Raw genomic sequence first — 20,767 nt, 5'->3', positions numbered from 1 at the left:
GCCGGGCCGGTGCGGCGTACCCCGGGCGGCGGCGCGGGGCGACGGTGGCCGGCCGCCCGGCGGGTCAGGACCCGATCGTGACCGCGCACGCGGCACCTCCCGCACAGCCGACGGTGATCTCGGTGGCACGGTCGACGGCGACCTTCGCCACGGCCGTGCCGTCCTCGGCGGGCTCCACCTCGTCGTCCACCGTGAAGCCGGCGTCCCGCGGCGCTGGCGCGGCGACCCGGAACCGGCCCGGGCTGCGCAGCACCAGGGTGCGCAACCCGCCCGGGTCGGCGACCCGCAGCACGCAGTCGCCGACCACCGTGAGCGTGTTTTCGGTCCGGTCGCAGCCGGCCCGCACCGTCGCCGGGTCGACCGTGGCGCTGCCGCCGACCAGCCGGCCCAGCCAGCGGACGGCGCCGGCGTCGTCCGGGTCGCCCCGGCCGCCGCGGCCCGTGCCGACGGCCACCACGAAGAGCACCACCAGCAGGACCCCCAGCCCCACCAGCAGCAGCGTGCGCCGGCCGCTCATCGCCGGGCCGCCGCCTCGCCGACCTCGGTGAACCGGATCTGGTCGATGCCGGCGAAGTACCGGTCGAAGGCCTGGGTCTTGCTCACCGCGACCAGGGTCACCCGGTGCGTCCCCTTGCCCAGCCGGAGGGTGCCGACGTCCTCGAAGTCGGTGCGGACCACCTTGGGGGTGAAGCCGAGGAAGGTCCCGCCGACCTGGACGCCGTCGATCTGGAAGATGGTGTTGGCGTAGTCGAACGAGGTGGTGCGGGCGGCGGAGAACCGCCAGGTCGCGTCCTTCGGCAGGTCGACGGTCACGGTCACCTGGTCGCCGACCGCCAGGCCCTGGAAGAACAGCTGCTTGTCCTGCGACCAGGTGACCCCGCAGCAGTTCGGCTGGACCACCACCTTCGCCGCGGCGCCGGTCGGCGACTCCACCTTCGCCTGCGGCACCAGGCTCTCCGCCTCCAGGGTCACCACCTGCGGCGGCTCGGCCGGGGCCGGCACGTCCTCCGGGCGGGTCACCAGCCAGCCCACCACCGCCCCGACCAGCACCACCAGCGCCACGGCCGCGGCGATCCACGGCCAGGGGGCGCGGCGCGGCGGGGCGACGGCGCGGACCTCGTACGTCACCCGGCCGCTGGAGCGGGAGCTCTCCTCGGGCGCGGTGTTCGCCGAGTACGCGAACCCGGTCATGTCGTACCGGCGGGGCGCGGTGCCGGGCGGCACGGCGAGGCGGACCAGGAAGGAGACCGAGCCCTGGCCGGGCACCACCCGCTGCGGTTCGGCGACGGTGAACCAGGACCGCTGGCTGCCCTCCCCGGGCGCGACGTCGAAGACCACGGTGTCCGGGGCCGCGCCGGGGTTCGAGACGGTGAAGGTGAGTTCGCCGTGGTTGCCGGGGTCGAGGGTGAACTGCTCGGCGGCGGCGACGACGGCCCATTCGGTGGTCATGACGGCTCCTCTGCGTATGGTCCCGGAGGTGGAAGGGTGCGTCGGGGCGGGACGGCGGCCCGGCCGACCGCCGGCCCGGTGGGCAGCGGCGGCGGGTCGGCGGGTGGATCGGGGTCGGCCGCGTACCCGGGCTCCGGGCCGGCCGAAGGGTCGCCGAGCTCGACGACCTCGGCGGTCACCGCGGCCGGCTTCTCCGCCGCCACGATCCGGGCAATCACGGCGAGCAGCCCGACGGCCGCCGGCGGCACCCGGACCACCAGGTGGAACGGCCGGTCGACCGGCTCGTCCAGGACGAACCCGGTGACCCCGGTGGCCAACTCCAGGGCGGTCCGCATCCCGTCCGGGGTGCCCCGCCACCGGGCCAGGTGCGCGCCGTGCGCCACCAGGTCCCGCAGCCGCCCCACCGGCAGCGCCGGCGGCGCGTCCGGACGGGGCGAGGCGAGCACGTGGTCCATCGCCACCCACCGGGTCAGGTACGCCACGAACCCGTCCGGCGCCCGGTACGGGGCGAACAGCGCGTCGACGTCGGCGAGCACCGCCTCGTCCGGGGCGTGCAGCGCCTCCATCACCTCGAGCAGCGCGAACAGCACGCTGCCGGGGACGCCGGCCCGCTGGTACGCGGCGGGCAGCAGCCGCTCAATCGCCGCTCGGCGCATCCTGCCGCACCACCTCGATGTCGTGCTCGCCGGAGCAGAGCAGCCAGGTGTCGGGGACGGTCACCACGTCGGCGGTGGCCTGGTTGGCGCTGGCCGTCCAGTCGACGGTGTCGCCGCTGCGGTACACCCCGCGCTCGCCGCCGGCCAGGATCAGCCGGTCGGTCCCGCCGGTGGCGGCGATCGCGTCGACCGGCACGAACCGGGACCGGTCCCGCAGCGGCAGCCCGCAGTTGACCATCACCGGCTGCCACTGCGGCTGCGCGGCGAGGGTGTCCAGCCGGACCACTCCGCCGCTCTGCGTGGCCGCCACCGCCAGGGTGCCGGCGAAGGCCAGGTCCCGGCAGGTGCCGCCGACCCAGCCGGCCTGCACCGCCTGCCACTTCACGTCCGACTCGAACAGCCGGGTGCGGTGGCAGCCCTGCCCGGGCTTCTTCGGGTCCGGCTCGCCGGCGCCCGCCCAGAGCAGGGTGGCCGGGCCGTCGTACTGCACGGCGAGGACCCGGTTGTCCACGTTCGCCAGGCCCACGTGGGCGAAGCTGCCCGGCCGGCCGGCGGCGGTGGACAGGTAGACCCCGAACCCGGCCTGCGCGGCGACCGCCACGCCCGGCGCGCCCCGCTCGGAGACGAAGGCGCGGACGGCGTAGAAGCCGCGGTCGGCGTCGGCCGGGTCGACCAGGATCTGCAACGGCACCGAGCCGGGCAGCAGAGAAACCTCGTACAGGCCGGTGTCGGTGGCCAGCAGCAGCGCCCCGGCGCCGTCCCGGTCGATCCAGGCCACGTCCGAGATTCGGGAGTCCAGGTCGGTCAGGAGCGACCAGTTCTCGCCGAGGTCGGTGCTCAGGTGCACCCGGGAGCCACCGGTGGCCCGCACCGTCACCGCCGCCACCGAGCCGGGGCGGGCCGTCACGCCGGGGCGTACCGGGGCGGGGGCGGGGGACACCCGCACCACCGACTCGCCCTCGAACCGGCCGGCCGGCTCCCAGCCCGCGCCGGCGTTGGTGGAGCGGAACAGCACCTCGCCACGGCCCGCGTACCAGGTGCGGGCCTGGTACTGGTCGACGGCGAGGGTGCGCACCTCGGCGTCGGGGGCCTCGTCCACCACGAAGCGGACCGACTCCACGTAGCGGACACCCGGCTCGGCGTGCTCCAGCATCCGGTACACGTTGGAGGCCCGCAGCGGCTCGCCGAACGCCCAGCCGGCCGGGTTCAGCGTGGTGGGCAGCGGGCTCAGCGTCTGGTGCAGCCGGTCGTGGATGCGCCGCCGCACCGCCTCGGCGTCCTCCTCCCGGCGCACCACCACCCGGGCCCGGATGGAGACCGCCTTGTAGCGGGCCCAGCCGGCCCGGCAGCTCGTGCCGAGGGCGCGACGGCGGTCCAGGTCCGCCTCGACCCGGCGGCGCGCCTCCTCCACCTCGTGCTCGCGCAGCACCGACACCGGCAGCCGGCCGCCGGGCCGGGCCTCGTCCGGCACGTACGGCACGAGCACCACCTCGACCTCGCCGGGGCGGGCGAAGCTGTACACCGCCGCCCGGGTGAACGCCCGCGCCCGGGCCACCGCGCCGGAGCCGGCGGCGAGGATCTCGAAGTCCCGGGCGGTCACCGCCCGCTGCTGGGCGAAGAACTCGTACGGCCCGCGGACCAGCGCCGAGTCCAGCGTCTCCAGGTCCCGCCCGCCGCTGGCCGGCTCCGGGTTGTCCGCCCGCACCCCGGGCAGCGGGTCGCGCAGGCTGGTCAGCGTGCCGGCGGCGACGTTGCCGGTGCGGCCGCCGCCCGCCCGGTACCAGAGCCGGATGCCCGCACCGGCCGGCGGCACCGCCGCCACCGTCACCAACCCGGAGCCGACCGCGCCGGTCGCCGCCTCCCCGGTCGGCCCGTCGCCGGCCGGGCGCAGGTCCAGGGCGGGGGCGAAGGTGACCACCCCGGAGCAGCGGTCCACCAGGTACACCTTGGCCTGCGGGCCGACGCCGGCGAAGCTGTCCACCGGCCGCCAGATCTCGTACGTCCGCCCCTCGTGCTCCCGGGCGGCCGCGCCCAGCTCCACCGAGCCCGGCGGCACCTCCACCCCGAGCAGCAGGTCCAGCGGCTCCGCCGTCCGGGCCAGCGGCGTCCGTTCGGCCCGCAGCACCTGCCCCGGCTGGCCGGTGCCGGTGCCGAGCAGTTCGGCCTCGACCGGCTCGCAGTGGTGCATCCGCACGGTCACCTCGGCCTGCCCCGCGGCCAGCGACGCCGGTTCGGTGGTGACGAAGACGACCGGTCTGGGGTCGGCGCCCCGGGCGGCGGCGACCCGGGTGCCGGCGGGGATACGCACCGTGCCGTGGTCGCCGCCGGTACGGGTGAACCGCACGTCCGCCCAGGCCGCCGACGGGGCGTGCCGGGCCACCCCGAGCAGGTTGAGGAACTGCACGTACGCCTTCTCCGGCAGCTGGTTGAGCCGGTAGATCATCACCTCGGTGAGGTGCGCGAACGCCTCCACCAGGGCGATCCCCGGGTCGTGCGCGGACAGGTCCGTCCAGGCCGGGCAGGACTGCCGGATCCGCTCCCGGGCCTCGGCGACGAGGTCGAGGAAGGCGCGGTCGTCGAGGTGTGGCACGGGCAGCGTCATGACGGGTCCCCCTCGGCGTGGTCACGGCGCGGCCCGGCGGGCTCCTCGTCGTCCGGGAGCAGGTCGACGGAGAAGACCAGCTGGCCGGGGGAGAGGCTGGCCCGGACCCGGTAGTCGAGCCGGATCACCAGCCGCCACGGCTCCTCCGGGTCCGGCCCGGCGTCGACGTCGATCACCTCGACCCGCGGCTCCCAGCGCCGGATCGCCTGGCGTACGTAGTGGATGGCCAGTCCGGCGGTGGTGTCGTCGTTGGGCGCGAAGACCAGCCGGTGCAGCCGGGAGCCGTACCCGGGGCGCATCAGCCGTTCCCCCGGGGTGGTGGAGAGCAGCAGGTACAGCGCCTGGCGTACCGTCTCGTCGCCCTCGGTCATCGCCAACCCGCCGGCCGCGGTCAATGCCGGACCACCGGTGCGGCCGGCGTCGAAGCCGGCGCCCACGAAGCGGAATGCTCTCATCGGTCCGCCTCCACCAGGGTCTGCCGCGGGTCGCGGACGGTGTGGTGGACCAGCCCCGGCGGGGTGCCGTCGGTCAGCCCGTCCAGGTTCGACAGGACGATCCGGTGCCCGTCGACCCGCAGCCAGTCGCTGTAGCCGACGCTGACCGGCAGCGTCTTCGCGCACGGCTTGATCGTCGGCCCGTAGTTCGGGCAGGCCACGATGTCCCGCCCCTGCGGGTCGTCGTCGACCAGCACCGGTACGCCGGTGACGGTCACCCAGCGCTGCGACGCCCGGTTGGTCACCCGCCCGTCGTGGTCGCAGGTGATCACGGATTCCAGGTGGATCCAGCGCATCAGCCGCCTCCAGAGCTCTGCCGGGCGAGCGCGGCGGCCCGCTCCCGCGCGGTCGCCGCGTCCTCGGTCGTGTCGGCGTGCAGGAAGTCGACGCTGCGGGCCCGTACGACCATCGCCTTTCCCGGCGCGGAGAGCACCAGGTCGGTGGCCGCGTGCAGGGTGGTCAGCTCCGGGGTCAGCTCTAGGAAGCTGCCGGCGTCGGTGGACAGCTTCACGCTGCGCCCGGCGTCGTCCACCACGATCGTCTGGCCGCTGCCGGTACGCACCGACCACCGGCCCGACCGCCCGTCGGTGATGCCCGCGTCGTACGGCTCGACGGCCCCGAAGAGCGAGCCGAGGACGATCCCGGAGGCCGGCTCGCCCCCGGGCAGCGCCACCAGCACGGTGTCGTCCGGGTCGGGCAGCGCCACGATCCCCTTGCCGGCCCCGGCGCCGGGGCAGAGCACGGCCAGCCAGCCCGCGTCCAGGTCGCCGTAGGCGGGGAGGGTGAGCCGGACCCGGCCGAGCCGGTCCGGGTCGTCGACGTCGGTGACCGTGCCGAGGGTGACCACCGCGCCGGCGACCGGCGCGGGCGCCGGGGCCGGCGGCGGGGCCGTGGCGAACCGGGTCAGGTGGCCGTTGGCGTCGATGGTGTGCACCACCTCGGTCAGCACGTACACCCCGGCGACCGGCTCGGCGACGCCGGCCAGCTCGACGCGGCGGCCGGGGCGCAGCGCCGGGTCGCCCTCGGCGACCCCCTCGGCGGTGACCAGCGCGGCCACCCGGGCGTCCAGGCCGGCCTGGGCCAGCGCCGCCAGCTCGTCGTCGCTGCGGCCGGGCTGGTCCACCGCCGTGCGCACCCCGTCCGCGCCGACGGCGGCCGGGTCCGGGTCGAGGGGGATGCGCCGGCCGGTGCGCGCCGCGTCCGCCCGCTGGCTGATCGGCTCGGCGCGCTGCGGATGCCAGCCCAGCGCCGCGCTCTGCCCGGCGGCCCGGTCCAGGTTGGCCGCGATCCGCAGCGAGTGCAGGGTGTGCCCGAGGGTCAGCGTGACCGGTTCGCCGTGACCGTCCAGGGTGACCAGCCGCAGCCGGTCGTCGTCGGCGGCGAGGTGCAGCCCGGCCCGGCCGGCCACCTCCAGCAGCAGGTCGAGGTCGCTGTGCCGGTGCTGGAGCACCCGCTCCAGGCGCGGGCCGTCGGCCTCGACGTCGACGTCGAGGCCGACCTCGGCGCAGAGGTCCCGGGCCAGGTCGGCGGCGGTGACCGACTCGAAGACCCGCAGCTGTTGCCGCTTGCGCAGCCGGTGCAGCGGGTGGTAGCCGCGCAACCGGACCAGGGCGGCGCCGTCGGCGGCGTACTCCACCTCGACGCAGGTCACCTCCCCGCTGAACAGGCAGCGGTCGTCCAGCCGGACGTCGAGCGTCGCGCCGGTCGGCACCGCCGGGCCGGGGCCGAGGTCCAGCGCGGCCGGACCGGGGCCGGCGGCCCAGCCGACCTCGCACTGGGTGGGCTGGTCCAGCCGGGCGGCGATCCGCACCGACCGGAGCCGGCGCGCGGCCGCCCCGTCCAGCGGTACGCCGTCGAGCAGCACGGTCGGCCAGGCGGTCACGGGGTACCTCCCGGCGGGGTCGGTGTGGTGGCGGCGGTCAGCGGGGGCACCGCGAGGGCGGTGCCGGCCGGCACGGTCAGCGGGTCGGTGATCCGGTTGTGCTCGGCGAGCAGCCGCCAGCGCAGCGGCGAGCCGAGCGCGTCGTGGGCGAGCAGGTCGAAGCGGACCCCGGAGTACCCGGGCACCGCGGAGCCGTCCCCGGCGGCCACCACCGCCGAGCCGGGCGTGGCCGTGGGGGTGGTGGCGGCGGCCAGCTCCTCGTCGAAGCCCTCCTGCGCCTGGTCGGCGGACTCCGCCACCCGGACCAGCTTCAGCCGCAGCCAGGACCGCCGGGGAGACCCGGTGAGGGTGAACGCGTCGAACCGTTCGGCGATCGCGACGATGACGCCGGGCACGTTCCAGGTCTTGCCCCAGACCAGCCGGACCAGCGGCGGACGCAGCCAGCCGTGCGCGGTGGCGGAGTTCTCCGCCAGCATCCACAGCGGACGGGTGAGGGCGCGCACGTCCTCCGGGCGGGTCGGCGCGTCCACCAGGTCGGTGTCGAAGAGCAGGTCGAGCACCAGCTCGGTGCGGCCACCGCCGGTGAAGACCAGCGGGTCGTCGGCCAGGCCGGCGCCGGTGAGCTGCCCGTCGCCGGCGCCGCGCGGGCGTACCCCGGCCAGCCGGGTCACCTGCACGGTCTCCGGGTTGAGCAGGCAGTCCACCCGGACCCCGGAGGAGTCCACCAGGAAGGCCACCCGTTCCATCAGGCCCCCCGCTGCTCGTGGTCGAGGCGGCGCAGGCGCTCACCGTCGCCGGCGACGGTGGCGGGTAGCCACGCCGGGTCGTCGGGCAGTGCCGGCCACGGATCCCCGGCCCACCGTCCGGCCAGGCCCGCCGTGGTCGCTCCCACCGCGGGTACGCCCACCGCGCCGTGCCCCGCCGGCTCGCCGGGCAGGACCGGCCAGGGGTCCGTGGCCCACGACGGCGGGCCGGGCCACCCGTCGGTCGGGCCGGTGCCGCGGTCCGCGCCGGCCCACCGGTCGGCGGTGCCCGCGCCGGGCCGCCCCTCGGTGGTGCGGAAGGCCGTGCCCGCGCCGGCCCGTTCGTCGGCGGGGCCGAAGGCGGTATCCCCGTCGGCGGGGCGGAGTCCCGGGCCGGCTTCGGACCCGATGGCGGGGCGAACGGCAGGGCCCGCTCCGGTCCACCCGTCGGTCGACGGGACCCCGGGCTCCGTGCCGGGCCATCCACCGTCGGACCGGGGTCCGAGGTTCGCGCCGGCGCCAGCCGGGTGGCCGCCGGAGCGCCCGGCCGTCCGGGCGAGGTCGGTCGGATCGGACTGGGGCCCGGGTCCCGCCACCAGCCCGCGGTGGGGGTGGGTCGGCTCCGCACCCCTGGACCCGACGGCCGAGGGGGCGGGGAACCGGAGGCGCCCGATGCCGTCTCCACCTGGCCCGCCGGGTACGCCCGACCGGTGCGCCCCCGGGGCGGCGGCGGTGCCCGTGCCGTCGCCCGGCGGCCCCTCCGCAGCCGGCGTCGTGGCCGCCGAGCCGTGGCCAATGGCCCACGTGCGTCGGTCGTGCACCGCCGGATCGACCGGCCGGTGATCGGTGCACGGGTCCGCCGGATCACCGGGGCCTGCGGTGGCCGGGCGGGAGCCGCCGTGGCCGCGTCGGTGTGCCGGGTCGAGCGGGCCGTCCGGTCCGGAGCCGGGCACCGCCGGACGGATCCGTCGGGGGCCTCGTCCTGACGCGGCGGGCGGGAGCCCGGCGTCGCCAGGACCGCCGGCCGGATGCCCGGACGGGGTCCGCGCCCCGGGCCACGAACCCGCCGGACGCCCCGGCCCGGAGCCGGCCGGCGCGGACCCCGGGCGGGCCTCCCCGTCGGGCTCGCCGGCCCATGAGCCGGCGGAACCCGCCCGGAAGTCCCCGGGCGATCCGTCGAGCCACCTGCTCGCCGTCCCGGGGGCACCCCCGTCGGGCCACCTGCCCGCCGTCCCGGGGGCACCCCCGTCGGGCCATCCGCCGGTCGTCCCGGGGGCGCTCCCGGCGGGCCATCCGCCCGCCGTCGGGGACTCCGTGTCGCCGGGACCGCCGGCCCAGGCGGCACCCGACATCCCGCTCCGGGCGGCCGGCGGCGTTCCCGGTGCGTCGGCCCGGGCCGGCCCGCCGGCGCGGGGTGGCGCGTTCCCGCGTACCCCGTCGCCCTGGAGCCGGCCGGCGGCCGTCGACGGCCCGGCGTGGTCGGGTGGGGCGTCCGGGTCGAGGTCCAGGCCGTGCAGCAGGCCGGGGGCGTGCGCGGCGACCAGGCGCAGCCAGTGCTCCGGCGGCTGGCCCGGCCGGCGCGGCAGGTCCGGCGTCACCTCGGCCGGCGGGACCGGCCCGGCGTCGTCCGCCCACCGCTGCACCGCGTCGGCGGCGACCCGGAGCCGCCGGGCCAGCCAGCTACGCGGTCCTGGGCGCGGCGGCGGCACTGCCCGACTCCAGCTCCAGACCCTCGTACGCCAGGGTCAGCGCCTCGATGGCGATCTCCTGCGAGAGGGTGTGCAGGTGCGCGCCCCGCCACCGCATCGGCCACGCGTTGATCATGTTCCAGCGCAGTGCCTCGCTGGTGCCGGCGGCGTCGAGCAGCACCACCGAGACGTTGCGCCGGTTCACCGTTCCCCGGGCCGCGGCCTGCACCCAGTCCCACAGCTCGCGGGAGGAGGTGAGCCCGAAGTGCAGGGTCACTGGGGCGTAGTCGACCTGGCCGGGCACCGCCCGGATCCGGTCGTTGCCGGCCTCCCGGTACGCCCGCCGGGCGATCGTCACCTCCAGGCCGCTGACCTCGGTGAAGTGCCCGTTGGTGATGCCGTTGATGAGCAGCTTGAAGTTGTAGGCCCGGTACGGGTCGACCGGCGCGCCCGGCTGTGGCGTGGCGGGGGTGGTCATGTCAGCCTCCGATCGTCTCGGTCTCGGTGCCACCGGCCCACTGGCTCAGCTTGAACACCACGAACTCCGCGGGCTTGACCACCGCGATGCCGATGTGGGCGACCACCATGCCGGCGTCGCGGACGTCGGCCGGGTTGGTCTCCTCGTCGCACTTGACGAAGAACGCCTCCTCCGGCGTACGCCCCAGCAGGGCGCCGTCGCGCCACACCCGGGTGAGGAACGCGCCGATGTCGCGCCGGATGGAGCGCCAGAGCGAGAAGTCGTTCGGCTCGAAGACCATCCAGCGGGTGCCGTTGGCGATCGCCTGCTCGATGGAGATGGACAGCCGCCGGACGTTGAGGTAGCGCCATTCGCTGGCCTCGGCGGCGAGCGTACGGGCGCCCCACACCCGGATGCCCTCGCCGGCGAAGTAGCGGATCACGTTGACGCCCTTGGGGTTGAGCACGTCGTGCTCCGGGCGGGTGACCAGGTATTCCAGGTCGACGGCGCCGCGTACCGGCTCGTTGGCGGGGGCCTTGTGCACCCCGCGCAGCCCGTCGGTGCGGGCCCAGATGCCGGCCACGTGCCCGCTCGGCGGGGTGAGCACCAGTTCGCCGCTGAGCGGGTCGCGCACCCGCAGCCAGGGGAAGTAGCAGGTGCCGAAGTCCGACTGCCGGGGCCGGTACGCGGTGGCGCCGTCGTCGTCGGCCGGCTTGGCCGTACCCTCGGCGGGTTTGGCGTCGGCGGCGCGGGGGGCGCGGGCGGAGCTCGGGGTGGCGACCCGGGTCAGCCCCGAGATGTCGTCGATCCCCGGGGGCGGGTCGCAGATCGCCACCATCGTGCGCAGCCGCTCGGCCATGCTCAGCAGCGCCTCGTGCGAGACCGGGTCGTGGAAGCCGGGCGCGGCGAGGATGGAGACCTCGTCCACGGCCTCCAGCAGTTGCAGGCCGGCGCGGCGCTGGCCGCCGCCGGTGAGCTGGCCGCCCTCGCCGACGTTGACCACCCAGCACCGGGTGCCGCCGTTGTCGAGGAAGCCGAAGACCGCGCGGGCCAGCGGGGTGCTCTCCGGGCGCTCGCCGGCGGCGTAGAGCCGCAGGAACTCCGACCAGCTGTTCACCGGCATCGCCCGGTCCACGTGGGCGTCCCGGTCCGGGGCGACCCCGACGAACGCGGCGGTGCTCATGCCGACCGGCCCGATCGGGTGGGCCCCGCTCGGCACCTCCTCGACGTAGATGCCGGGGGAGAAGTAGTTGGGCATCGGTCCTCCTGGTGCGCGGGGCGGTCCGGGTCAGCGGGGCGGGGGTTCGCAGACGATGACGAGGTCGGGTTCGGCGGGGTCGACCTCGGCGGTCAGGGTGTGGCCGCGGCCGACCAGGCGCAGCCGGACCGGGCCGGGCTGTTCCGGGTCGTGCGGCACGCCGGGGAGCCGGAACCGGCCGGCCGAGTCGGTGTGCGTGGCGTGCGGGCTGCCGACCAGTTCGACCCGCATCGCGGCGAGGGGCTGCTGCTGCGGGCCGACCACCCGGCCGTCCAGGGTGCGCATCGGCAGCTGCCGCAGCCGCAGCGGGCGCAGCACCGGCGGCGCCACCGCCAGCGGCCGGGCCACCTGCGCCGGCACGTCGATCAGCAGCGCCGGCCGGGGCGGCACGCCGAACGCCCGCCACAGGCCGGGGTCGCCGGCCTCCAGCAGCACCTCCGGCTGGCCGTCGACGACGGCGGCGGCGAGCACCCGGTCCAGCCGGGGCAGCGCCGCCGGGCCGGCCGCGCTGAGCAGGTAGCGGACCGTGAGGCGGTACGGCTCCCGGCCGCCCGTGCCGCGGGTCTGCCGGCCGGGCCGCAGCTCCAGCGGCCAGACCGTCAGCCCGTCGGCGGGTCCGCCGGCGGCGGGCGGGCCGACCGGGACGACCTCGCCCGCCGCCGTGGCCAGCCACGCCGCCAGGTCGGCGGTGGCCGCCTCGACCGGTCCACGCCCGTCGTCGGTCATCGCGGCGGGGTCCCCTGGATCCGGTACGCGATGGCCTCGTTCCACACGTGCGGGTAGACGCCGATCTCGAAGTACCGGGTGAAGCGGTTGATCGGCGCGTTGGTGTGGTCGTGCCAGAGCCACCAGACCGGGGCGATGGTGAAGAGCACGTAGTTCAGCAGCACCAGCGGGATGTAGAGCGGGCCGAGCAGCCGGCCCTGGAGGATGTGCACGTCCTCGTGCCGCTGGATGCCGGTGCTGGAACCGGCGCAGACCGTGCCGATCGTGGTGGCGTACCGCGGGGAGACGCCCTCCACGACGTTGACCCGGCAGCTGTGCTGCGAGGTGGTCCGGTCGAGCTGGTGGCCGAAGACCAGGTGTACGACGAGGTAGACCGCACCGACGACGGTGTTCAGCAGGCTCCAGGTGTGGTCCACGACGAAGAGCCAGACGCCGCGGGCGTCCGGGCCGTACACCTGGGCCGAGGCGACCGCCCAGCCGAACGGGGCGCCGACGAGCAGACCGGCGACCGCGCCGATCAGCAGACCGAGGGTGCCGCCGGCCCACCCGCCCAGCGCGGCGCCGAGCAGGATGTGGACCGCCGCGCTGATGATTCCGAATACCATTCCGGTCACCTCTCTCAGACCCAGGAACGGAGGTAGCGGGGCTCGGCGCCGCCCTGCGCGAGCCGGCTCGGCGACGCCTGCGTCGCCTGCCGGTTGCCGGGCGGGAGCTGGTTGATGCCGAGGGCGGCGGAGAAGATGATCAGCCCGTTGAAGAAGGCGATGACCCACTTCTCGGCGCCGGCGTCCGCGGCGAACGCCGCGGTCAGGTAGGACAGCGCGAGGGCGACGCCCAGCGCGATCCATTTGCGGGCCTTGTCGCCCGTGGGTCCGAGCAGGCCGCCGACGACGTTGGCGGTCAGCAGGGTGGCGGCGCTCGCGCCGGTGAGGCTGCCGAGGGCGGCCCAGGTGAAGAGATCGTTCACGGCGATCTCCCTTCGGGTGGTGCCGGGAGGGGGTGTGGTGGTGGTGAGGTGCGGCGGCCGGGTGGGCTTGCCCCGCCCGACCGCCCGGGTGGGGCGCGCTCCGACCCGTCGGGTCAGACCGGCCCCGGATGCTCGGCCGGTGACGTGGCGGCCGGGGCGCCGGCCGCGCCCGTCGGCGTCGTGGCGGGGACGGCGGCGGACCGGCCCCGTCGGCGCAGCAGCAGGACGGCGACGACCGCGCCGACCACGAGCAGGACGACCACCGTCCCGACGACCAGGAGCCAGGGGAACGAGCCGTCGGTGTCCCCGCCCGAGCCGGCGGCTCCGGTGGCGGACGGCGAGGGCTTCGCCGGCGCCTCGGCCACCGCCCGCAGCTCGGTCGGCTTGTCGCGGTTGGACCCGACCTTCCAGGTGACCGAGCGGCCGGTGACCGTGCCATTGGTGTCGATTACGCGAGCGGGGAAGGTCACGGAAATCTCGAACGACATCAACTGCATGAACGCGGCCTGGTTCCGTGGATCCTGTTCGGCCACTTTCCCGCCGTACTTCTTCGGATCGAGCGGGAGGCTGAACCGGTAGAGATCGCCGTCCCGGACCAGTTTCACGCTCTCGCTGGTGAAATCCTTCAGCGGGATGTGGTGGTAGGTGATCAGGGAACCGTAGAAGTTGTCGTTCTCGTAGACGCGTTCCTCGCCCGTCGGCAAGGTGGGGATGTTCTGCCGCAGCTCGGCGAAGCCGACCTGGACCGTTCTGTTGTTGCTGGTCAACACCCGCTTCTCGGCGGTCAGCAGCAGTTGCCCGTCGATCGTGTCGTCGGCGTTGACGGTCAGTCCGATGTTGAGCTGCATGCACCCGGTGAGCGCCGCCACCAGGGCGAGACACACCGCGAGGCGGAATGCCCTGCCGCGGTGGAGTCCCATATCCATGGGAGCAGTGTGTGTGATCGCCCTCACTATCCGCAGTCAGCGATCAGTCACAACGCTGTCACCGATCTTACCGGCCCGTTCTCCCATTCGGCTGACGCCGGAAAAGTGCGCAATCGATATTCTGGAGGGTTGGCCCGAGCGATTTCATTTCCCCCACCCGGGGGAGTTCGGCCCGACCGGTTCCGGGCAGGATGGACGGTGCCCGCGACGCTCGCGCCCGAGGAGCAGCTACTCGTGGTTGCTTTCCTTTCTAGAGCTGTCCATAATTGACTGTTGTGGGTAGTGTGTATCGGATCGGCGAGTTTGCCAAGCGGGTGGGCCGTTCGGTGAGTACGGTGCGTCGGTGGGAGGCGGAGGGTCGGATCGTGGCCCGTCGTCTGCCGTCGGGGCAGCGGTATTTCGACGATTCGGATGTGCGTAGGGTGCTGCGGCCGGGTTTCGACGCCGGGCGGCGGAAGGTTGTGGTGTATTGCCGGGTCTCGTCGTCGGGTCAGAGGTCGGATTTGGCCTCGCAGGTGGCGGCGATGCAGCAGTTCTGCCTGGCTCGTGGTCTGGCCGTGGATGAGTGGGTCAGCGAGGTCGGCGGCGGGATGGACCTGCGGCGGGAGAAGTTCCTGGCGTTGATGGACGCTGTCGACCGGGGTGAGGTCGCCACGTTGGTGGTGGCGCACAAGGACCGGTTGGCCCGGTTCGGCTTCGACTTCCTGGAGCACGTGGCGGCCCGCAACGGCTGCGAGATCATCGTCGCCAACCAGGAGTCCCTGTCCCCACGGCAGGAACTGGTCGAGGACCTCCTGGCCGTCGTGCACGCCTTCTCGTGCCGGCTGTACGGTCTGCGCCGCTACGAGAAGGAACTCGAAGGGGCGGACTTGACCGTGGCGGGCGGCCGGTGAAGGTCACCCGGATCGCTTACTCGGCCCGTCTGAATCCGGGCAAGTACGCCGCCCTGGTGGAGCAGGCCCGTCGGTTGGGTCGGGTGCGTAGCGAGGTGTGGCAGCGTTACGGCTCGATCCTCGGAGTCGGGTCCGGGCTGCGGGATCGGCAGGTGCGTGACCGCTGGCTGGCTGACGGCACGCACCTCTCGTTTGGTGTGCTGGCGAACGCGTGGAAGGAAACCGTCCGCGACGCCATGGCCGACATCGGAGCGAACATGGAGGCGGCCAAGGCCGAGGTCCGGCGGGCGATAAGCCGACGCACCGATGATCCGGTGCAGCGCAAGCGGATGTTCGCGGCATTGCAGGCCGAGCGGTGGGCCCAGGATCCGTTCCTGGCTCGGCAGATGCGCAAGCATTGGAAGCGGGGCCGCAACCACACCCGCGATCAGATCGTGGTGCGCGCCGACAACTACAACACCGTCGTCGACGGGTGTGGTCGGTTGTGGCTGTCAGTCCCGGGCCTGCAACGTCGGCAGATGGTCAAGATCCCGCTGTCCACGACCGTAGCCCCGACGGGCACGCTACGGCTGATCCTGCGCGGCGGCCGGGTCGAGGTGCACTACCAGATCGACGCGGCGCAGATGCGGTCGTCACAGCGGCCGTGCGGCGACCGGACGGTCGGTGTGGACAAGGGCTACACCGAAGCCCTGACCGACTCCGACGGCCAGCCCCACGGTGCAGGGCTCGGCGTGCTGCTGACCGCGGAGTCGGATCGGTTGAAGGAACGTAACCGGCGTCGGGCGAAGCTGCGCTCGATCGCGAACACCGCCGCCCTGCGTGGTGACCACGCGAAAGCGCACCGGATCAAGGTCAACAACCTCGGCACGGTGAAGCGGGATCGGCAGGCGGCCCGGCACCGGGCGCGGGTGCGTACGGAGATCTTCCGCGCCGTGCACCGGGTCGTGGACAAGGCCGTCACCGTGGTCGCCGAAGACCTGACCAAACGCTTCGCCGGCCGCAAGAAGCTCGGCAAGAACATCAACCGGCGTCTCGCCGCGTGGACCAAAGGAATCACCGCCGAGGCCCTGAAAAGCGTGTCGGAGCGTAGAGGTTCTGCGCTCGTTCCCGTCAACGCCGCCTACACCTCACAAGCCTGTCACCGCTGCGGCCGGTTCGGCCGACGCAGCGGGGACCGGTTTCACTGCACCCGGTGCGGGGTGGTGTGGCAGGCCGACGTGAACGCCGCGATCAACATCCTGCACCGAGCCGGCGACCCCGACATCGCCCTGCACACCCCACACCACAGGGTGAAGCAGATCCTGCAGGACCGGACCGATCGCCACCGGACCAGACTGCCGGTCCAGGACTCCAGCCCAGCCACCGCTGGGCGGAGAGCGAACCATCCGAACCGCTCAGCTATGAGCAACGAGTAGGAAGCAGTGCGATGGCCCTCGCCCACCCGCCGAAGATCGAACTGCACGTGCACCTGGAGGGGACCGTCCGTCCGGCGCTGCTCGCCGCGATCGCCCGCGTCCACGGCATGGCCGCGCCCGTGCCGCCCGAGCCGCCGTACGCCTTCACCGACCTCTACGACTTCATTGCCACCTGGAACGCGCTGACCGCCTGCCTGCGCACGCCGGAGGACTACCGGCGAATCCTGCTGGCGTACGCCGCCGAGGCGGCCGGGCAGGGCGCGGTGTACCTGGAGCCGATCGTGGACGCCGAGGAGCGGCTCGGCGGCCCGTCGGGCTGGGCGGACGTGCTGGCCGCCTGCTGCGACGCCGCCGCCGAGGCCCGGGAGCGGCACGGGGTCGCGATCGGACTGACCCCGCAGGTCTTCCGGGGCCAGGACGTCGCCTTCGCCGAGGAGGCGGCCCGGATCGCGACCCGCTTCGCCGGCCGGGGCGTGGTCGGCTTCGGCCTCTCCGGCGCCGAGGGCCGGTACCCCACCGCCCCGCACGCCCGCGCGGTGCGGATCGCCGCCGACGGCGGGCTGCCCTTCGTCCCGCACGCCGGGGAGGCCGCCGGCCCGCAGGCCGTCCGCGAGGTCCTCGCCATGGGCGCGGCCCGGGTCCGCCACGGGGTGCGCGCGGTCGACGACCCTGATCTCGTAGCCGAGCTGGCCGGGCGGGGCACCGTGCTGGACGTGACCCCCACGTCCAACCTGCGGCTGGGTGTCGCCGCGCCGGACCGGCCGCACCCGTTGACCGTGCTCACCGCGGCCGGGGTGCGCTGCTCGGTCTCCACCGACGACCCCGCCATCTTCGGCATCACCCTCGCCGGGGAGTACGCCGTGGCCGCCCGGCTCGGGGTCGGACCGGCCGAGGCGTACGCGGCGGGGCTGGCCGGGGCGCTCTGCGACGCGCCGACCCGGCGGTGGCTGACCGACATCGGCGTCGGGGCGTACGGCAGGTGCGTGCCGGAACCGGTCCGGCGGTACGACAACCACCACGTCGACAGTCCGCTCTGACCCGACCGCCCTGGCCGTGCGCCGGTCGTCGCCGGGGCGGACCACCGTGGCCCGCCCCGGCACCTGGGCTGACCGCCTGCGTTTCGTCGCCGCCGGCGTCCTGCTGGTCGACCCGGCCGGCCGACTGCTGCTCCAGCTGCGCGACGGGCACGCCGCGTACCACCCGAACGTGTGGGGGTTGCCGGGCGGGCAGTGGGAGCCGGGGGAGACCGTCGCGGAGGCCGCGGTGTGGGAGCTGTACGAGGAGACCGGGCTGAGCCCCGACGGGGAGCTGCGGCTCTTCGCCCGCCAGGAGCTGCCGGAGCTGGGCTGGGTGAAGCACTACTCCTGCGGCGCGACCCGGGCCCGGCAGGAGGACGTGGTGCTCGGCGAGGGCGCGGCGATGCTCTTCGTCCCGGCCGGCGAGGTGCTCGACGGCCGCCCGTACACCCCGGGCACCGTGGCGGTGCTGACCCGCTTCCCGGCCTCGCCCGAGTACGCCGGCCTGGCCACCGCCGGTCGCTGACCCGCCGGCGCGTCTGAGCGGGGTCGGGCTCAGCGGCGCGGCGGGCACCAGTCGGCGTACCGGGCCGCCTGGCGCAGCGCGACGCGGGCCGGGGTGAGCCGGATCAGGGCGTCGCGGAGCGCGACCCCGACCGGGTGGCGTAGCTGCTGGCCGTACCGGCCGGCGCGGGCCGAGGCCCGGGCCACCGCCTGGCTGCGGGGGCGGCGCTCCCGGTCGTAACGGGCGAGCGCGGCGTCGAGGTGTGCTGGCCCGTCGGCGCAGGCCACGCCGAGCGTCACCGCGTCCTCGATCGCCTGGCAGGCGCCCTGACCGAGGTACGGGGTCATCGCGTGCGCCGCGTCGCCCAGCAGCGCCACCCGACCCCACACGTAGGACGGCAGCGGCGTGCCGAGGTGGTGCAGGTCGTGGCGCAGCACCTGCTCCGGCCGGGTGGCGGCCAGCAGCGCCGGGATCGGGTCGTGCCAGTCACCGAAGCGCTCCCGCACGGCGGCCAGCTCGTCGGGGGCCCGCTCGCCGGGCCGGGCGTTGACCGCGGCGTACCAGTAGACCCCGTCCGCGCCGAGCGGGACCATGCCGAACTCGGCGCCTGGGCCCCAGCTCACCGCGGTCGGCAGCGGGTCGTCCCACCGGATCGCGGCCCGCCAGGCCGTCGCCCCGGCGTACGCCGGCACCGGGTGCTCCGGCCAGAGTCGGGAGCGGACGACCGAGCGTAGGCCGTCGGCGCCGACCACCAGGTCGGCGGCGAGCTCGGCGGGCTCGCCGCGCCAGCGGAGGTGCACCCGGGCGCCGTCCGGGCCGGTCGTCACGTCGAGCACCTCGGCGTCGGTGCGCAGCGCGGTCGCCGGCAGGGCGTCGCGCAGGACGCCGTGCAGGGTCGCCCGGTGGACCCCGAGCGCGGTGGTGCCCAGCTGCCGGGTCAGCTCGGCGGCGTCGATCCTGGACAGCCAGCGTCCGTCCCGGGTCTGCAGCCCGCCGGGTGTCTCGGCCCGGCCGTGCGCGCGGACGGCCTCCCCGACGCCGAGCGCGTCCAGCCCGCGCAGCGCGTTGGACATCAGAGTCAGCCCGGCGCCCACCTCACCCAGCTCGGGCGCGCGTTCGAGCACGGTGACCTGCCAGCCCGCCAGGTGCAGGGCGAGCGCGGCGGCCAGGCCACCGATCCCGCCGCCGACCACGATCGCGTGTCCGTCCATCCCGACCACCCTTCTACAGCTGTAGAAGTTCATACTACAGCCGTAGAAGGACGACGAGGGGGCACGGATGAGCGGGCGGCCCGCACGGGTGGCGGCGCTGGCCGACGCGGCGATCGCGCTGCTCGCCGAGGGCGGGATGCGGGTGCTGACCCACCGGGCCGTCGACGCCCGGGCCGGGGTGCCGCTCGGCACCACGTCGGCGTACCTGCGGACCCGGCAGGCACTGATCGAGGCGGTGGTGCGGCGCCTGGTCGACCTGGAGCGGGCCGACCTGGCGGACCGGGAGCTGCCCACCGAGGCGCCGTCCGCCGGGCGGACACCGAGGCTCACCCCGGCCGACCTCGACCAGCTCGCGGTGGCGACGGCGGAGGTGCTGGACCGGTGGCTCACCACCGGCCGCGACCGCACCCTCGCCCGCTACGCCTGCCTGCTGGAGGCCGTCCACCGCCCCGAGCTGCGGCGGATCCTGGCGCACGGCACCGTGCTGCGGGAGCAGGCCCGCGCGTTGCTGGCGGACGCCGGCGCGCCGGACCCGCGGCGGCAGGGCGACCAGTTCGTCGCCTTCGTCGACGGGCTGCTCTTCGACCGCCTCGTCGGCGCCGGCGCGCTCAGTGCACCTCCGCCCGGCACCGCGGAGAGCCGCGAGGACCTGCGCGCGGCCGTCCGCGCCCTGCTCCGCGCCTTCACCGGCGCGTGACGCCCTCGTCCGACGCCTCCCTACCGTCCCGCGCCCGTCGTGCGACGCGCCCGCGACGCGTGCGGGCCGGTCGGGGCGCGGCCCAGGCTCGCCCGTGCGACGCCGGCGAGCGGTGATCGTCTGACGATTTCCGGCGGGGTTGCCGGCGTGTCGCGTCGGAGATCCTCAGTGGATCGAGAGCAGCGCCGAGCGGGAGCGGGGTCAGGTGACCGGGGCGCGGCTGCGGTGGTCGCGGGGGCTGATGCCGCGTACCCGGCGGAAGGCGGTGCTCAGCGCGAACGGGCTGCCGTAACCGACTTGGCGGGCGACCGCGCCGAGCGTGGCGTCCGGCTCGCGCAGCAGGTCCGCCGCGAGGCTCAGCCGCCAGCTGGTCAGGTACGCCATCGGCGGCTCGCCGACCAGCTCGGTGAAGCGGCGGGCCAGCGCGGCCCGGGACACCCCGACCTCGGCGGCCAGCGACGCCACCGTCCAGGGGCGCGCCGGGTCGTCGCGGAGCAGGCGCAGGGCCGGTCCGACCACCGGGTCGGCCGCCGCCGCGTACCAGGAGGGGGTCGCGCCGGGCCGGTCGAACCAGGTGCGCAGGACGGCGATCAGCAGCAGGTCGAGCAGCCGGTCGAGGACGGCCTCCTGGCCGGGGGAGTCCCGCACCACCTCCTCGGCGAGCAGCCCGACCAGCGGGCTGTGCCACTCGTCCGCGCGGACCACCAGCAGCGGGGGCAGGGCGGCGAGCAGCCGCTGGTTCACCTCGCCCGGCAACTGGTACGTCCCGGTCAGCAGCGCGGTCTCACCCGGCGTCCCGGTGCCCCAGGTGCGCACCCCGGCCGCCGGGGTGGTGGTCAGCGGCTCGCCGCGCAGCGTGGTGCACCGCTGGCCGGGGTGGATGACCACCTGCGGCGCGGTGGCCGGGTCGTCGGCGACGGTGTACGCGTCCGGGCCGCGCAGCACCGCCACGTCCCCGGGACGCAGCAACTCGGCCGTGCTGGCGTCGGGCACCACCCACGCGGTGCCGCGCACCACGGCCACCACGGTCAACGGCGCGCGGTCGGAGATCCGCAGCGCGAACGGCGGGTCCAGCAGCGAGCGGAGCAGAAACGCGCCCCGGGCGCGGGGGCCGTCGAGCAGACCGGTCAGAAGATCCACAGTGGCGATCGTAGACGCGCGCGTATGTCCGAGCGAGCGACG

General features: G+C 75.4%; 22 protein-coding genes. 5 read left to right on the top strand and 17 right to left on the bottom strand.

The window, feature by feature from the left end; genetic code table 11:
- Positions 1 to 64: 64 nt before the first annotated feature.
- From AB0I41_RS23040 to AB0I41_RS22970, 15 genes are all read right to left on the bottom strand, one after another.
- A complete protein-coding gene (locus AB0I41_RS23040; protein ID WP_357111038.1) occupies positions 65 to 517 on the bottom strand; it encodes a hypothetical protein in 453 nt (150 codons plus the stop codon).
- The gene (locus AB0I41_RS23035) at positions 514 to 1,449 is read right to left on the bottom strand and encodes a hypothetical protein (RefSeq protein ID WP_357111035.1); all 936 of its coding nucleotides are present in this window, start codon (positions 1,447 to 1,449) and stop codon (positions 514 to 516) included. The genes AB0I41_RS23040 and AB0I41_RS23035 overlap by 4 nt, the downstream gene beginning before the upstream one ends.
- Positions 1,446 to 2,105, bottom strand: a complete 660-nt coding sequence (locus AB0I41_RS23030; protein WP_357111032.1) for a phage tail protein — start codon at positions 2,103 to 2,105, stop codon at positions 1,446 to 1,448. Before AB0I41_RS23030 ends, AB0I41_RS23035 begins: the two co-directional genes overlap by 4 nt.
- Positions 2,086 to 4,707 carry a putative baseplate assembly protein gene (locus AB0I41_RS23025; RefSeq protein ID WP_357111029.1) on the bottom strand — a complete coding sequence of 874 codons (2,622 nt, stop codon included), beginning with the start codon at positions 4,705 to 4,707 and terminating at the stop codon, positions 2,086 to 2,088. The genes AB0I41_RS23030 and AB0I41_RS23025 overlap by 20 nt, the downstream gene beginning before the upstream one ends.
- Entirely contained in the window at positions 4,704 to 5,162 is a 459-nt protein-coding gene (locus AB0I41_RS23020) for a GPW/gp25 family protein (RefSeq protein WP_357111026.1), read from the bottom strand. Before AB0I41_RS23020 ends, AB0I41_RS23025 begins: the two co-directional genes overlap by 4 nt.
- Positions 5,159 to 5,497 carry a hypothetical protein gene (locus AB0I41_RS23015; protein ID WP_357111024.1) on the bottom strand — a complete coding sequence of 113 codons (339 nt, stop codon included), beginning with the start codon at positions 5,495 to 5,497 and terminating at the stop codon, positions 5,159 to 5,161. Before AB0I41_RS23015 ends, AB0I41_RS23020 begins: the two co-directional genes overlap by 4 nt.
- Positions 5,497 to 7,083 (bottom strand): phage baseplate assembly protein V, encoded by a 1,587-nt coding sequence (locus AB0I41_RS23010; RefSeq protein WP_357111021.1) that lies wholly within the window; start codon positions 7,081 to 7,083, stop codon positions 5,497 to 5,499. Before AB0I41_RS23010 ends, AB0I41_RS23015 begins: the two co-directional genes overlap by 1 nt.
- Complete coding sequence (locus AB0I41_RS23005) at positions 7,080 to 7,829, bottom strand: hypothetical protein (RefSeq protein WP_357111019.1); 750 nt, start codon at positions 7,827 to 7,829, stop codon at positions 7,080 to 7,082. The genes AB0I41_RS23010 and AB0I41_RS23005 overlap by 4 nt, the downstream gene beginning before the upstream one ends.
- Positions 7,829 to 9,535 (bottom strand): hypothetical protein, encoded by a 1,707-nt coding sequence (locus AB0I41_RS23000; RefSeq protein ID WP_357111016.1) that lies wholly within the window; start codon positions 9,533 to 9,535, stop codon positions 7,829 to 7,831. The genes AB0I41_RS23005 and AB0I41_RS23000 overlap by 1 nt, the downstream gene beginning before the upstream one ends.
- A complete protein-coding gene (locus AB0I41_RS22995; RefSeq protein ID WP_088961616.1) occupies positions 9,507 to 9,992 on the bottom strand; it encodes a phage tail protein in 486 nt (161 codons plus the stop codon). Before AB0I41_RS22995 ends, AB0I41_RS23000 begins: the two co-directional genes overlap by 29 nt.
- Before the next feature lies 1 nt (position 9,993).
- Positions 9,994 to 11,229, bottom strand: coding sequence for a phage tail sheath subtilisin-like domain-containing protein (locus tag AB0I41_RS22990; protein WP_357111013.1), 1,236 nt, complete (start codon positions 11,227 to 11,229; stop codon positions 9,994 to 9,996).
- Positions 11,230 to 11,259: 30 nt separating this feature from the next.
- Positions 11,260 to 11,955: a carboxypeptidase-like regulatory domain-containing protein gene (locus tag AB0I41_RS22985; RefSeq protein WP_357111009.1), complete on the bottom strand. Its 696-nt coding sequence runs from the start codon at positions 11,953 to 11,955 to the stop codon at positions 11,260 to 11,262.
- Complete coding sequence (locus AB0I41_RS22980; protein WP_357111006.1) at positions 11,952 to 12,560, bottom strand: glycine zipper family protein; 609 nt, start codon at positions 12,558 to 12,560, stop codon at positions 11,952 to 11,954. The genes AB0I41_RS22985 and AB0I41_RS22980 overlap by 4 nt, the downstream gene beginning before the upstream one ends.
- Before the next feature lie 14 nt (positions 12,561 to 12,574).
- Positions 12,575 to 12,922: a hypothetical protein gene (locus tag AB0I41_RS22975; protein WP_357111003.1), complete on the bottom strand. Its 348-nt coding sequence runs from the start codon at positions 12,920 to 12,922 to the stop codon at positions 12,575 to 12,577.
- Between the two features lie 113 nt (positions 12,923 to 13,035).
- Positions 13,036 to 13,848: a DUF3153 domain-containing protein gene (locus AB0I41_RS22970; protein WP_357111000.1), complete on the bottom strand. Its 813-nt coding sequence runs from the start codon at positions 13,846 to 13,848 to the stop codon at positions 13,036 to 13,038.
- Between the two features lie 275 nt (positions 13,849 to 14,123).
- Here AB0I41_RS22970 and AB0I41_RS22965 point away from each other — a divergent pair, with 275 nt between their 5' ends.
- From AB0I41_RS22965 to AB0I41_RS22950, 4 genes are read left to right on the top strand one after another with little or no spacing between them, the layout of a single operon-like run.
- A complete protein-coding gene (locus AB0I41_RS22965; RefSeq protein ID WP_357110997.1) occupies positions 14,124 to 14,741 on the top strand; it encodes an IS607 family transposase in 618 nt (205 codons plus the stop codon).
- Positions 14,738 to 16,156 (top strand): transposase, encoded by a 1,419-nt coding sequence (locus AB0I41_RS22960; RefSeq protein WP_357110994.1) that lies wholly within the window; start codon positions 14,738 to 14,740, stop codon positions 16,154 to 16,156. The genes AB0I41_RS22965 and AB0I41_RS22960 overlap by 4 nt, the downstream gene beginning before the upstream one ends.
- 11 nt (positions 16,157 to 16,167) lie before the next feature.
- Entirely contained in the window at positions 16,168 to 17,193 is a 1,026-nt protein-coding gene (locus tag AB0I41_RS22955; protein ID WP_357110991.1) for an adenosine deaminase family protein, read from the top strand.
- 16 nt (positions 17,194 to 17,209) lie between these two features.
- Complete coding sequence (locus tag AB0I41_RS22950) at positions 17,210 to 17,698, top strand: NUDIX domain-containing protein (RefSeq protein ID WP_357110988.1); 489 nt, start codon at positions 17,210 to 17,212, stop codon at positions 17,696 to 17,698.
- Positions 17,699 to 17,727: 29 nt separating this feature from the next.
- On the opposite strand, the gene AB0I41_RS22945 is transcribed toward AB0I41_RS22950, so the two are convergent.
- Complete coding sequence (locus AB0I41_RS22945; protein WP_357110985.1) at positions 17,728 to 18,888, bottom strand: FAD-dependent monooxygenase; 1,161 nt, start codon at positions 18,886 to 18,888, stop codon at positions 17,728 to 17,730.
- Between the two features lie 67 nt (positions 18,889 to 18,955).
- Between AB0I41_RS22945 and AB0I41_RS22940 the strand changes: the two genes are divergently transcribed.
- Positions 18,956 to 19,585, top strand: coding sequence for a TetR/AcrR family transcriptional regulator (locus AB0I41_RS22940; protein WP_357110983.1), 630 nt, complete (start codon positions 18,956 to 18,958; stop codon positions 19,583 to 19,585).
- A gap of 201 nt (positions 19,586 to 19,786) precedes the next feature.
- Here AB0I41_RS22940 and AB0I41_RS22935 read toward each other — a convergent pair whose 3' ends face one another.
- Positions 19,787 to 20,725 carry an AraC family transcriptional regulator gene (locus tag AB0I41_RS22935; protein ID WP_357110980.1) on the bottom strand — a complete coding sequence of 313 codons (939 nt, stop codon included), beginning with the start codon at positions 20,723 to 20,725 and terminating at the stop codon, positions 19,787 to 19,789.
- Positions 20,726 to 20,767: the final 42 nt, after the last annotated feature.

Source organism: Micromonospora sp. NPDC050200, assembly GCF_040656135.1.
Lineage (GTDB): Bacteria > Actinomycetota > Actinomycetes > Mycobacteriales > Micromonosporaceae > Micromonospora.
Note: the sequence above shows the minus strand (reverse complement) of the source record. Positions and strands in the feature narration are given on the sequence as shown.

Excerpts from the sequence above, each read along its gene's own strand:
- AB0I41_RS23040 (WP_357111038.1), bottom strand. The coding sequence starts at position 517 with ATGAGCGGCCGGCGCACGCTGCTGCTGGTGGGGCTGGGGGTCCTGCTG.
- AB0I41_RS23035 (WP_357111035.1), bottom strand. The coding sequence starts at position 1,449 with ATGACCACCGAATGGGCCGTCGTCGCCGCCGCCGAGCAGTTCACCCTC.
- AB0I41_RS23030 (WP_357111032.1), bottom strand. The coding sequence starts at position 2,105 with ATGCGCCGAGCGGCGATTGAGCGGCTGCTGCCCGCCGCGTACCAGCGG.
- AB0I41_RS23025 (WP_357111029.1), bottom strand. The coding sequence starts at position 4,707 with ATGACGCTGCCCGTGCCACACCTCGACGACCGCGCCTTCCTCGACCTC.
- AB0I41_RS23020 (WP_357111026.1), bottom strand. The coding sequence starts at position 5,162 with ATGAGAGCATTCCGCTTCGTGGGCGCCGGCTTCGACGCCGGCCGCACC.
- AB0I41_RS23015 (WP_357111024.1), bottom strand. The coding sequence starts at position 5,497 with ATGCGCTGGATCCACCTGGAATCCGTGATCACCTGCGACCACGACGGG.
- AB0I41_RS23005 (WP_357111019.1), bottom strand. The coding sequence starts at position 7,829 with ATGGAACGGGTGGCCTTCCTGGTGGACTCCTCCGGGGTCCGGGTGGAC.
- AB0I41_RS22995 (WP_088961616.1), bottom strand. The coding sequence starts at position 9,992 with ATGACCACCCCCGCCACGCCACAGCCGGGCGCGCCGGTCGACCCGTAC.
- AB0I41_RS22990 (WP_357111013.1), bottom strand. The coding sequence starts at position 11,229 with ATGCCCAACTACTTCTCCCCCGGCATCTACGTCGAGGAGGTGCCGAGC.
- AB0I41_RS22985 (WP_357111009.1), bottom strand. The coding sequence starts at position 11,955 with ATGACCGACGACGGGCGTGGACCGGTCGAGGCGGCCACCGCCGACCTG.
- AB0I41_RS22980 (WP_357111006.1), bottom strand. The coding sequence starts at position 12,560 with ATGGTATTCGGAATCATCAGCGCGGCGGTCCACATCCTGCTCGGCGCC.
- AB0I41_RS22970 (WP_357111000.1), bottom strand. The coding sequence starts at position 13,848 with ATGGATATGGGACTCCACCGCGGCAGGGCATTCCGCCTCGCGGTGTGT.
- AB0I41_RS22955 (WP_357110991.1), top strand. The coding sequence starts at position 16,168 with ATGGCCCTCGCCCACCCGCCGAAGATCGAACTGCACGTGCACCTGGAG.
- AB0I41_RS22945 (WP_357110985.1), bottom strand. The coding sequence starts at position 18,888 with ATGGACGGACACGCGATCGTGGTCGGCGGCGGGATCGGTGGCCTGGCC.
- AB0I41_RS22940 (WP_357110983.1), top strand. The coding sequence starts at position 18,956 with ATGAGCGGGCGGCCCGCACGGGTGGCGGCGCTGGCCGACGCGGCGATC.